At 38.5% G+C, this 12727-nt stretch carries 11 protein-coding genes; 3 read left to right on the forward strand and 8 right to left on the reverse strand.

Annotated elements, in window-relative coordinates:
• Nucleotides 1-237 precede the first annotated feature (237 nt).
• On the forward strand, nt 238-405 hold the full coding sequence (locus ACNF42_RS04320) for a hypothetical protein (RefSeq protein WP_443339317.1): 168 nt from the start codon (nt 238-240) through the stop codon (nt 403-405).
• A 30-nt stretch (nt 406-435) separates the two neighbouring features.
• On the opposite strand, the gene gcvT is transcribed toward ACNF42_RS04320, so the two are convergent.
• The 5 genes from gcvT to ACNF42_RS04345 form a co-directional block, all read right to left on the reverse strand.
• Nucleotides 436-1482, reverse strand: coding sequence for a glycine cleavage system aminomethyltransferase GcvT (gene gcvT / locus ACNF42_RS04325; RefSeq protein WP_443339319.1), 1047 nt, complete (start codon nt 1480-1482; stop codon nt 436-438).
• Complete coding sequence (gene pdxT, locus ACNF42_RS04330) at nt 1479-2105, reverse strand: pyridoxal 5'-phosphate synthase glutaminase subunit PdxT (protein WP_443339320.1); 627 nt, start codon at nt 2103-2105, stop codon at nt 1479-1481. Before pdxT ends, gcvT begins: the two co-directional genes overlap by 4 nt.
• A 275-nt stretch (nt 2106-2380) precedes the next feature.
• Nucleotides 2381-3670: a serine hydroxymethyltransferase gene (glyA, locus tag ACNF42_RS04335; protein WP_443339321.1), complete on the reverse strand. Its 1290-nt coding sequence runs from the start codon at nt 3668-3670 to the stop codon at nt 2381-2383.
• A 166-nt stretch (nt 3671-3836) separates the two neighbouring features.
• Nucleotides 3837-4808 carry an RAD55 family ATPase gene (locus tag ACNF42_RS04340; protein WP_443339323.1) on the reverse strand — a complete coding sequence of 324 codons (972 nt, stop codon included), beginning with the start codon at nt 4806-4808 and terminating at the stop codon, nt 3837-3839.
• Nucleotides 4795-6000 (reverse strand): enolase C-terminal domain-like protein, encoded by a 1206-nt coding sequence (locus ACNF42_RS04345; RefSeq protein WP_443339325.1) that lies wholly within the window; start codon nt 5998-6000, stop codon nt 4795-4797. Before ACNF42_RS04345 ends, ACNF42_RS04340 begins: the two co-directional genes overlap by 14 nt.
• A 164-nt stretch (nt 6001-6164) precedes the next feature.
• On the opposite strand from ACNF42_RS04345, the gene ACNF42_RS04350 reads away from it, so the two are divergent.
• Nucleotides 6165-8546, forward strand: a complete 2382-nt coding sequence (locus tag ACNF42_RS04350) for a DNA topoisomerase I (RefSeq protein WP_443339327.1) — start codon at nt 6165-6167, stop codon at nt 8544-8546.
• Nucleotides 8524-9390, forward strand: a complete 867-nt coding sequence (locus tag ACNF42_RS04355) for a presenilin family intramembrane aspartyl protease PSH (protein WP_443339329.1) — start codon at nt 8524-8526, stop codon at nt 9388-9390. Before ACNF42_RS04350 ends, ACNF42_RS04355 begins: the two co-directional genes overlap by 23 nt.
• A 29-nt stretch (nt 9391-9419) precedes the next feature.
• Here the strand turns inward: ACNF42_RS04355 and ACNF42_RS04360 are convergent, their stop codons facing one another.
• Genes ACNF42_RS04360 through ACNF42_RS04370 form a run of 3 tightly spaced genes read right to left on the reverse strand, consistent with a single transcriptional unit; the run spans nt 9420 to nt 12658 of the window.
• Entirely contained in the window at nt 9420-10157 is a 738-nt protein-coding gene (locus tag ACNF42_RS04360) for an ATP-binding cassette domain-containing protein (RefSeq protein WP_443339331.1), read from the reverse strand.
• Complete coding sequence (locus tag ACNF42_RS04365) at nt 10150-11082, reverse strand: oligopeptide/dipeptide ABC transporter ATP-binding protein (RefSeq protein WP_443339333.1); 933 nt, start codon at nt 11080-11082, stop codon at nt 10150-10152. The genes ACNF42_RS04360 and ACNF42_RS04365 overlap by 8 nt, the downstream gene beginning before the upstream one ends.
• A complete protein-coding gene (locus ACNF42_RS04370; RefSeq protein WP_443339335.1) occupies nt 11060-12658 on the reverse strand; it encodes an APC family permease in 1599 nt (532 codons plus the stop codon). The genes ACNF42_RS04365 and ACNF42_RS04370 overlap by 23 nt, the downstream gene beginning before the upstream one ends.
• Between the last annotated feature and the right edge of the window lie 69 nt (nt 12659-12727).

The following is a 12727-nucleotide window of genomic DNA, read 5'->3' on the forward strand; positions in this document are numbered from 1 at the left end:
CGATATCTTTTTATCAAACTCTTCCATTATTCATTGCCTCCTTGGGTTGTTCTTAGGAGGCATCCTTTTATGTTTCATGAAATTTATCCATTGTTGATGGAGTTCTTTCATTTGTTCTTACACAAAATTCGGGATACTATCCCATTTTATAATTATAATATTTTCAAAAAATGAAAATTATGAGACCATTCACTTTATTTCTAGAAAGATATTTGATATATTTATTAATTAACCATTATGCCTGTAATAGATAGACAGATGAGAATGAAACTCCAGGCCGAACTGGCCTATGTTAATGAAAGATTAATCCAGATAAAGCAGAACAGAGACATACAGGGAATAAACAGGGAAGAGATTGAAGTATTACAAAAGAAGAAAAAAGACATTTTGAATCAGCTCTACTAAAGAGGGAGGGGGGTATGTTTCCGATGGAACTTATGGAACCATACGTGCCTTTGAAACTTTAAAATCATGTGGAGAGTTTCTAATAATTATCTGAACATTATTATCAGGTTTGGAATATTTCTTTTCAATATACCCAAGAGCTATTCCTTTTTTTAGTGTTGGAGAAATTGAACCGCTTGTTACTGTACCTATAATCTTTTCATCCTTTGTTATGTTGCATAAATGTCTGGGAATTGTCTTTTCATCATTGGAAATAAAGCCTCTAAAAACGAATTCTGGTTTCGTTTTTTCCATTAATTGCTCCTTTCCTATATACTCCTTTTCAGAATTTACAATGAATGAAATAGATGCTTCATAAGGTGTTCTGTCAGAATTAAAATCCTGTCCGGAAAGAAGCATTCCTTTTTCCATCCTCAAAGTATCCCTGGATCCCAAACCACAAGGACCAAAATTTCTTCTTTTAAGAGAATTTACTAAATTTCTCCAGATCTTGATAATATCACTGTTAGGTGCTATGATTTCACACCCTTTTTCACCAGTATATCCTGTACCTGAAATAATAAAGGAATCTTTTTCATAAAATTTGAAAAAATCGGGAAATGAAAATCCATTTTCTTCCATAATCTCACCAGATAATGGACCCTGAACTGCAATGCAACCCAATTCACTGGATCGGTCTATTATTTTTGCGTTTCCCGCATTGTTTTTTAATATGTGTTCAAGAATTATGTCCTTAGTGGCCGCGTTTGGAACACAGAGAAATTTTTGATTGTTAAATTTGTATATTATTGTGTCATCTATCATATTCCCTTCTTCATTTAGAAATGCAGTATAAACACAGTCATTATTATTTATTTTTTCAACATCTGTTGGGAGCAAATACTGTAATGTTTTTAACGCACCTTCACCTTCAATGAATATGTCTCCCATATGAGAAACATCAAAGATTCCACACCCATTTCTCACGAAGTTATGCTCCTTTATAATAGAATCATAATAGAGGGGCATGTCCCATCCGTGAAAATCAACTATTTTTCCATTTAGTTTAACATGTTCATCGTATAAGGGAGTTCTCATACCGTTACCCCCATCCCATATGCTCCACTGGAAATGTACCCCCCTCTCCCTATCATGTTTGTAAAAAATTCATGTATCCTTGTATCATCTGTAAGTTCTGGATGGAATGTTAAGCCTAAAACATTATCCTTTCTAATAATAACCGCTTTTTCATTAACATATCCGAGAACTTCCACATCACCATAGCTTCTTATAATTGGTGCTCTTATAAAAACAGCATTGAACAATCCTATACCTTTAACATCTATTTCCTTTATGAATGAATCTGATTGCCTTCCATATCCGTTTCTTTCTATTTCAACATCCAGCAGTCCCATTCCCGTAACTCTTGGGTCGTTTGTGTTTTTTGATGCTATTATAAGTCCAGCGCACGTTCCCATGAATGGAACCTTATCTTCAATAACCATTCTCTTTATTTCCTCATATATGTTATATTCCTGGATTAGTTTGAATATGGTTGTGCTCTCTCCCCCTGGTATTATAATTCCATTAATTCCTTTCAAATCTTCCTTCTTTTTAATTCTAATTAACTCTATTTTTTGACCTGTTTTTTTTGAAATTTTTTCAATCATTTCCGCATGTTCCTCTACGTCCCCTTGAAATCCAACTATGCCTATTTTCACAGGCAACTATTATATTTGAGTTAAAAACTGTTTCCTAAACTTATATTTTCTTTAAAATTATCATTTATGTTTACAAAATATATATTTTTGACATGATAAATCTGCATAATACCAAATAAACGAGTTTGAATTCAGATAAGTAATGTTCTTTCATAGATTTGATGCTTCTTATTGGAAACACCTCATTATATGGTATATTTTCATTATTGTCTCTTTGTTAACTCACATGAAAGTCAGATGAATCATATTTTCAAATTTATTAATTATTTATAATATTATTTGAAAATATCTATATAATCGTATGGGACCATTTTTCCATAGCAGTATTTAATTTCATTGAAATTCTTCTTAAATTCCTTCACTTCCTTCTTAATTTCCTGATCAGAAATTTCAGTGGATATGGCCTTATGGATAAGTTCTGCCACAATTTTAATATCATCCTTCCTGAAACCTATCCTTGTAATTTCCTGTGTTCCTATTCTTATTCCACTCGGGTCCATTGAATTCTTATTATGATCAACTGGTATGAGATTCTTATTCAATATAATTCCACATCTTTCCAGTCTTTCCGCTACCTTCTTGCCTCCACCAAATTTTCTAACATCGGCAACTATTGTATGGGACTTTGTGAATCCAAGATTTTCTCCAAAAACATCCACACCAAGAGAGTAGAGTTCCTGACCAAGCTGTTGTGCATTTTCAATTGTTCTTTTTGCATACTCTTCTCCAAAATCAAGCATTTCAGCCATTGTAACTCCAAGGGCTGCCATGGTATTCAGGTGATGGTTGCTTAAAACACCTGGAAACACACCTCTTTGTACCTTCTTCCATGTCTCATCATCAGTGTTTCCTGCAATTATTCCATGTTGTGGTCCAGGTAAGGTTTTGTGTGTGGAGCCACTCATTACATCTGCCCCTTCATGTAACGGATCCTGAAACTGCTTTCCTGCTATCAGTCCTATTACGTGTGCAGCGTCATACCATACCTTACATCCAACCTCCTGGAACGCATCGGCCATATCTTTAAGTGGGATTGGAAACAGAAAAACAGACTGTCCGAACAGTGCCAGTTTTGGCTTTGTTTCCTTTATTACCTTTGCAGCCCCGTCAGGATCAATGGACATAGTATCTTCATTGAAAGGATAATTTACAATGTTGAGTCCTCTAAATCCCAGAGCACCAAATTTTGCAGCACTTATATGACCTCCACCTGAAAGATCCGGTGCAGTTACTGTATCTCCCGGTTTTGAAAGAGCAAAAATTACTGCCATATTTGCGTTTGTTCCGGATACCGGTCTTGGATCAATCTGAGGAACGTTGAACAGTTTTTTGCCAAGTTCATTTACCTTATCCTCCATTAGATCTACATAGTAATTTCCCTGGTAGTATCTGTGATGGGGAAGCCCTTCTGCATATCTGTGGCCAAAATCTGTAAGAAGCATTTCCATAGCCAGAGGGCTCATTACATTTTCCGAAGCTATAAGGGGAATGCTTTCCCTGAACATTTCATTGTTTTTCTTTGCAAGGTTCCTGATTTCCATTGCATCGTTTCTATGATCTTCCATGGTCTTCAATGTATAAGATGTATTTTAACTTCTTTTGGAACTAATAACATGGAAAACAAAAGAATCAGAAAAGGTTATTTTGGCCTTTTAATTACTGAAAATAAGCCACAGTGATGAATTCAGCCTTGACTGATTAAATGATGATTGACAGGCAGTCTGAGTGGTTTTACCTTACTCTCTCAAGGGAGAAGGAACCGAGATCAAAGGTATTATTTCTTGGGTAAACTTCGATCCATTCCCTTGTTCTGACATTGCTTAAACCAGACACCCTCAGATATTGTTTTGAATTGGAAATCTTGAATTCAATTGTACCATCCATTATGTAGCTGATTGTTTCGTATATTTTCTGATCAAAAAGACCCTCTTCCAGAAGATACATACTCACGCTAGGATTTGATCTCCTTTTCTGGGTAAACTGCTGGGTGAATCTCATAAATATTTTTTCTTCAAACTGAGGTATGAAGGCTGTCAAAGATATGAAAAGAAGTCTATAATATGGATAGGTTTTAAGAATTTCTGCCTCCAGTGTTTCCATGGATTTTAAGAGCGCTGATAGGTTTGTGATGCTGTCAATTACGATTGCGCTTTTTGATGGTGACTGTATCTGGATCGATCTGGAATATATATCTATGAATCTTAATATTCCACTGTCTTCGTATGAATCAACTGTCGCCAGATCACTTCCCATTGTTCTGGCAATTTCAGCCTTAATCTGCCTTAAATCTCTATCCGCAGACACTATTACAATTGGTATATTTTCTTTGAAAGACCTTGCCACAAAATTATAGGCCAGAGTCTCCTTTGCAGAAAATGGTGCTCCAAAAAGGACAACGTTTGATGTTATGGGGACACCACCGAGCAAAAGATCGTCAACCTTTGTCACTCCAGTCATTATTTTCTTGGAAATGTCTATTTTTTTAATGTCTCCTGGACCTGATACGTTCGCTGCCTCTGATAGTGCCTTTGCTGCCGCAATTCCCTTCTCTTTTTCTGAAGCGGCCTTGGCAATTTCTGAAAGGCCTTTTAAATATACTTCAACCTCTTTTTTTCTTGTTTCTGCATCCTTTATGGCCTTATCCAATTCGTCCTTCAATTTCTTGAGTTCTTCAATCCTGATATCAACATCACTCTTTTCCATCGGTTCCTTCACCTACATATGTTCCAGAAACAACCCACGGCGGAGACTCAGGATCAAATGGCTCCATTCCTTCCACTCTGTGATCATTTAAGGATTTCTCATCCATCTCAATCCCAAGTCCAGGTTTGCCTGAAAGTTTGAAATAACCACCCTCAATTTCATATCCCTTAACTAATTTTCTCTTCCAGTCAGGCCAGGACGCCTCAAAACTTTCCTGTATCAGGAAGTTATTGATTGTAGAATCAAGGTTAAGGGTTGCAGTGGTTTGAACTGGTCCAAAGGCGTTATGGTATGCCATTGCAACACCCCATGAATCTGCAATTGCTGCGACTTTGAATGATTCCATAATTCCTCTTGTATTGGTAAGATCAGCCTGAATAATATCCACTTTTCCCTCCACGATATGTCTCATAAAATCTCTTGCATTAAGTATTCGTTCGCCCAAGGCAATGGGGGTCTGTACAAGGCTTCTCAGTTCCGGGAGTCTCATTTCAAGCTCCGGGTGGAGTGGTTCCTCGAAAAACAGGCATTCATAGGGATCCAGCCTTTGGACGATTCGTCTTGCAGCTTCAAAGGAGTATCTTCCATGAAATTCGATCAGAAGGTCCAGATCAAAGTCAAACTCATCCCTTAAGCCTCTTACTATTGCCTCCGCATTGTCAATACCCTTTCTATCTATCTTGTCATAGTTGTTTCCAAACGGGTCAAATTTAACAGCTGTAAAACCCTTTTTATGAATGTCCTTTGCCTTATTTATAAAATCATCAGGGGTTACACAATCGGAATACCAGCCATTACTGTATGCCCTGATACTGTTCCTCACTTTGCCACCAAGAAGATTGTATATTGGCTCTCCTGCATATTTTCCTACAATATCCCATGAGGCTATTTCCACAGCACTCAGAGCTGAAGTGGCCTCCATAGACCTCGAAAGATAGAATGAATGCTTGTAAAATTCAAGCACATTTGCAGTTATATCCCTTACATTTTTTCCAACAAAGACTCTCATAACCTCCTTTATGCTCTCTAACACTGGAAGAGTCATCAGGGTTGTTGGGGCCTCTCCATACCCTACCATTCCGTCGTCTGTGGTAATCTTAACTATAAGCATCGTCGAACTCCATGGAGATGATTTTTCCGATGTTTTTTCACTTACATTGTATATATCAATACTCTTTATTTTTCCTGACATAGGTCACATATTATTATCAACCTTTAAAAAGTTTGGTTATTTATTGGAAAAAGGGTAAATTGTTGATCTTATATTGAAATATTCCTGTGTGGAATTGATGTATAATGAAAATAAGAAAGGAGAACAGGAATAGTTATATAACACAAAAATGAATAAGGATACGTTTGTCACGCACATTGATAATATCAGAAAAGGCAGATGCTGGAAGAAGGATAGCATACTTTTTATCTGACGGAAAGTCCAAACAAAAACGATCAAAAGGACTCAACTTCATCGAATATGATGATGAGCAAAACGGATTCTTCCTCGTCCCTCTGAGTGGCCACATTGTAGAACTTGATTTTCCCAAAAATTTAAAGGATTGGAAGATGGAAACTCTGCAGGATTTAATAGATTCAAGCCTCATTCACAACGTAAAAAACAAGACCGCCCACGAAAGTCTAACAGAGATCGCCTCAAGAGTGGACAGTGTCATTGTAGCAACGGATTATGATAGGGAAGGAGAACTCATAGGAACAGAAGCTCTGGATATTATAAAGAATAAGGCAAAATTCAACGGAAGAATATACCGTGCAAAATTCAGTGCTCTGACTGGAAGGGAAATCAGGGAAGCTTTCAGTAATTTCATAGATGTTGATTACAGACTGGCCAATTCGGCCGGTGCAAGGGAGGAGATCGACCTTTACTGGGGAGCCGTTCTCACAAGGTTTTTTTCACTTATAACAAAACGTCTGGGTAAAAATTTTCTATCAATAGGAAGAGTTCAGACACCAACGCTTGCAATTATTGTAAAAAGAGAAGAGGAGATAGAAAAATTCATTCCAGAAAAATACTGGGAAATTAAGGTTGATTTTTTCAAAGATCATATTTTTACAGGAACGAACGAAGAGGGAAGAATATTCGACAGGGAAAAAATAGAGAAAATCTTTGAGAAAATAAAAGGGCATAATGGTAGAGTCCTGTACTTTGAGAAGAAGGAGGAGAGAATATACAAACCATCTCCCTTTAATACAACGGAATTTATGAGAGAAGCCTCAAGGATAGGAATAATGCCTGGAAGGGCTATGAAGATTGCAGAATCACTCTATGTGAGAGGATATATAAGCTATCCAAGGACGGACAACACGGTATATCAGAAGAGTATTAATCTGAAGGCTGTGGTGGAAAAGCTGAAGAAAGGGGAACTAGCCAGGGAATCGGAAATGGTACTTTCTCAGGAAAATATATATCCGTCCAGGGGAAAAATGGAGGCAACAGATCACCCTCCCATATATCCTACTGAGCTTGTGTTAAAGAAAGATCTGAGAAATGATGAATGGAAGATTTATGAGCTCATAGCAAGGCGTTTTCTTGCAACTCTATATAGAGAAGGGAAAAGAGATGTAAGGGAATCAGTTATAGAAATAAATGGTGAAAATTTTAAAACTCATGGCTCAATAGTTACAGATCCAGGATGGCTAGAAATATATACTTACAGAAAGGCCAACGACGTATTTCATCCGGATCTTGTTGTGGGAGAGGACGTGGAGGCAAAGGATTGGAGAATAGAAGAGGGCGAAACAAAACCTCCAGCCAGATACGATATGGCTTCTCTGATAAAGGAGATGGAACGGTTAAATCTTGGGACCAAGAGTACAAGACATGACATAATAGAAAAACTTCAGAGTAGAGGTTTCATTGAGGGAAACCCTGTAAAACCGACTGCACTTGGAAAGGCCCTTATTGAAGGGGTTATGAGCGTCGATTCAAAGATCGCAGAATCTCAAATGACAGCTGAGCTGGAAACATTCATGGACAACATCGCTGCTGGAGAAAAAACCAGGGATCAGGTAGTTGAAATATCCAGAAACATGTTAAGGAACGTTCTCATGGATCTGGAAAAGAACAAGGATGAAATATCAAAAATAATAAGAAATGCACTTGAAACAGGTACACAGATTGCCGTGTGCCCTGAACACGGAACCCCAATTCAGGCTGTCAAAATAAGGGACAGTATAAGATTCAGGTGTGAAACTGAGGGATGTAAGATTGACTACTATCATAAGTTAAGGGGTCTAATAAAAGAGTCAGAATCCAAATGTCCTGTATGTGGTCTCCCCCTCGTTACTGTAATCAGGAGAGGGCAATCCCCAGAAATAATTTGCATAAATCCCCAATGCGAGTACAATTCGAATAAAAGATCTGCAGGAAAATGCCCTGCAGACGGAGGAGATCTAATAATAAGGCAATCGAGATACGGAAAGAGATTTCTTGGATGTTCAAACTTTCCAAAATGCAAGCAAACATATCCACTCCCACAGAAGGGAGAGATAAGGCAGAGTGGTAAAACATGCCAATTCTGCGGAGCACCCATACTTATTGTGGAAAATGGAAAATATTCAAAGGAGTTCTGTCCAAAGATAAATTGCGAATTCAATGAAAAAAATAAGAAGAAAGAGGATAATGAAGGAAAGGCAGAACAAACAAAGAAAAGGGTAGTGAAGAAAAAGACAACAACCAGAAAAGGAACAGGAGGGAAGAAGGTTGCAAAAAAAACTAGTGTCTGAGACAGGTACTGCCATACTTTTCATAATCTCATCCTTAATTGCAGTGGTAATGGCACTGGAGCTTGAAGAAATAACACCAACAAATCCGACAGGTAACCCCGGGGCAGGCGTAGGTTACGTCGTTTATTTCATTATTGCAGTAATAGTGATGTCTGTGATCATAATATACGTGGCCAGAAAGAAAAAACTTGGTATTTTGAAGTATGTGTTTGCCATATCCATCGCGTTTGTAATATTCGTAGTTGGATCACTTCTTTACGCTCTCCTTCCAATAACATACGATGAATATTATGTACTCACATATGGGACACCCATTGTTGTCCTTTACTTTCTCATTTTCAGGCAGAACTGGATCGTGGTAAACATAGTGGGTATCCTGACATCAGCAGGTTTGGCTGCCATTTGGGGTGTGGATCTTGGTGTGTACTCTGCAGTTGCCCTCATGCTCGTATTCGCTGTCTATGATTATATAGCTGTTTACAAGACAAAACACATGCTGGATATTGCAAGGGCATCAACGGGATCAGAGATGCCCCTCTTTTTTGTAGTACCAGATTCCAGAGGGTTTCAGACAAAAGATATTGATATAGATACACCAAGTGAGGAACGAGGCGCCATTCTCATAGGATTTGGGGATATTGCAATACCAAACGTGATGGTAATATCTTCATTCCTCTATGGTGGTTCACTGTTTTATCCTTTCTATCTCTTACCACTTGTTGGAGGAATAGTTGCCATGTTCATCCTGTTTAGTTTTATCAAAAGACCAGCTCCTGGATTGCCTTTTTTAAATACTGGAGTTCTGATTGGTTTCGGTTTAGCACTCCTGCTTGCACACTTTTAGTCCCATTTATGATTTTACAAAAGATCACCTCAAATTCTTTTATTTATTTCAGGAATATTATTCAGGATTAACTTTGTGAAATTGTTCTCAGGATTTGTTATGATTTTATCAGTTTCTCCCTGCTCAACCACTTCCCCATTGTGCATTATGATCAGATAATCTGATAAATATACACACCTGTTCATGTCGTTATCCATATAGATATATAGAATCTGCTCTCTTGTACTTCTTATAAGCTTCATGACCCTATTCATGGTCATGGTATCCAGATATGAAAAAGGTTCATCCAATACAATGGACTGGGGGTGCTGGGCAAAGGCAATGATAAAGGAAAGCACCTGAAGTTCACCACCCGATAGTGTCCATACAAGCCTGTTCTCATATTTCTTCCTTGGAAATCCAAGATATTCATAGGTTTCCCAGATTTTATCCTCCACAAGTCCATTGATCTGGGCAGTTGTCTCAATATGCCATTTCACATCCTTCGCGCTGTTAAGTGATGCATAGGGATCCTGAAATACAATCCTTACTGTCTTATGGCCTTTCAGAGGCTCCCCGTCGTAATATACATGACCACTATCCTGTGCAATGTAGCCTGATATTATGGAGGCCAGGGTTGTTTTTCCAGAACCTGAGTTTCCAAAGACGGCGTATATTTTACCATCGTTAAATTTTTCACTGATGTTATTTACTGCATAGATCCTCTCTTCTTTTCCAAAACCCTTTTTGATTGTGTAAAATTTTGTAACATCCTTAAGTTCAATCACTTTGCCACTCCGGATATCTTATGCATCTGTATCCATGGTCTCCATCAAATAAATATGGTATATTTACTCTGCACTTCTCACTTACATATCTGCATCTGTCGGAGTATACACACCCATTCACAACACCATTGTAATTTTCTTCATTATACTTATTTCTGTTCTTCAAGGATGGAACTGAATCAATCAGATCCTTTACATAGGGATGATGAGGCCTTTCAAGCAGATCACTCCATTTTCCATCCTCAATCACATATCCTCTATTCATAACGTAGATTCTATCGCACAATTGAAAAACTGGTATTATGTCGCTACTTATCATAATAATGGATGTGGTATCACTTATCTCCCTGAAAAGTTGAAGCATGCCCTTTATGGCCATGGTATCAAGTCCTGCTGTGGGCTCATCAACTATGAGTATTTCGGGCCTGACTAGGGTAGCCATTGCTATGAGAACCCTGTGTCTCGTACCATCACTTAACTGAACCGGAAGCATTTTCAGAACATCCATACTGAGGTTCAGATAATCAAAGGCTCTTTTAACATCTTCAATTCTGTATTTCCCGCCTTTGAAAAGCTTTCTGATTTGAAATTCCACGGAATATCTTGGTCTTAAAGCATTCATAGAATCCTGCCTGACAACAACCCTCCCTTTTCTAAACCTGAAAAAATTATTCTTAGAAAAAATACTTTCACCATTAAATAAAATATCGCCGTGACTCCTGAATATTTTCCCTTCTATAGCACGAATCAGAGTTGTTTTACCAGAACCTATTTCTCCAATTATCCCATTTATTTCTCCTCTGTTCAGGCGAAAGTTTATTCCATTCACAACCTCTATGTATTTATCCCTGGTTAAGTATCCGCAGCTCAGGTCATTAATTTCAAGCAGAGGTGGTTGATCCCTATGAATGGTACTTTTCTGCATGGAAATGTTCCTCATCAACAAGATTTACAGATTTTCCTGCCTTTGCCATTAAATCTGGTCTTATTTTTTTCATTCTCAGTGCATATGCAAGACTGAATATGGTGTATGCAGCAACCACGATTATTGCCTCAGCTATTGGATACACAAACCCTGCTACGCTCTCGTAAAGAACGAAAATGAATATGACTGTTGCAACACTTGGAAATATATAATGTCCTATATCATGCTTTATTTTATCCAGTATTCCTGTATGTCTTTCCCTTAAACGTCTGAAGAGTGTTATAACTCCTGTATTCAGAAGAACATGGGTAATTATGAGGCCTGCAAGAGCCATAGTGGTAAGAAAGTCAAAAGAAGCCTCAAGGGCAGTCACAACATCAGGATTCGTGGCCCTGTCGAAAAGCAAAGCAGTTATGGGAACTCCAAGTCCAATTGTGATGAGAAATGTGGAAACGAGGGCCATAAAAGAGGCCATGAGAGCAACAAACCAGAGTGCGTTTGCAGGAGTGGTATATTTTTTATGAATTTTTGCAAAGAAGGAGGGAATTATGCCGTCTCTACCCATTGCAAAATAGACCCTTCCTGCGTTTGCCTGCATTGCAACTGAGTCTGAAAAGGCAGAGTTGAAGGCGACAAGGGTGAAAAGAACCCCTCCAAGAACACCTGTATACGTCACTGCAATGATGACCCCTGGAATGGACTGATTCAGAAAAGCATTCATCAGGGGAACGCTTGTCCCCCATCCAACAATCTGAGCATATGCAACCTCAGTAAGGACAAGACCAACCAAAAGAAGGCCGATTGTGAGCGACCTGGTTATGTCGTTGGGATTATTCACCTCCTCCCCAAGGGGCGCTGAACCCCCATAGCCAATAAAGCTGGTCAATCCAAACACCATTCCAAGACCAAGACCGGCAAAAACACCACCGTTGGGTGCAAAGAGTGAATTGTATTGAGGCCATGCGAATGGATTGAAAACGTTTAATGTATTATCCGGTGCTCTGATGATCTCTATTGCAGATATGGCTGCAAGGAATATGAGCTCGAAAAAGGAAGCGTATTTTATATATTTCATCTGGGGCCTTATCCCAATCACTGCTATGGAGATGGGCACTATTATGAAAGCAAGTATGAAAGGAATCCAGATCCAGCTGGGAAGAAGAGTGCCAGAAAAGTATTTGACAACTCCAGGGAGAAAAACTCCTGCAACAAAGACAGGAATGGCCGCCGTGCTTACAATCTGATACATCGGGTACATTAAACCCGCAGTTACCGCAGGCACCGGTCCATAAGCATTCGCTATATATCCATAATATCCACCAGCGCTTGCATGCCTCTTTGAGAGATGGTAGAGAGTGTTAACCTCGAGAAACATTGTCATTGTTGCAAGTATAAACGCAAGTGGAGTCAGAATCAATGCAAAGGCTGCAGAGGAGACTACAAAGGCAACCGAGTCGCAGGCAGGTGCCATTGCAGAGATCTCCTCGGCAATAGCCCCCCAAACCCCTACCTGCCCTCGTTTGAGTCGGTTAGTATATTCCTCTTCAAGTTTTCTTTGAGTGTTAGGTAAATCCATATATCATTAGTATTATACTAACATATATAACATTTATGAAACATTTCAAGTCTCAGGAATCAATTGATT

The organism is Cuniculiplasma thermophilum (assembly GCF_052315355.1).
Lineage (GTDB): Archaea > Thermoplasmatota > Thermoplasmata > Thermoplasmatales > Thermoplasmataceae > Cuniculiplasma.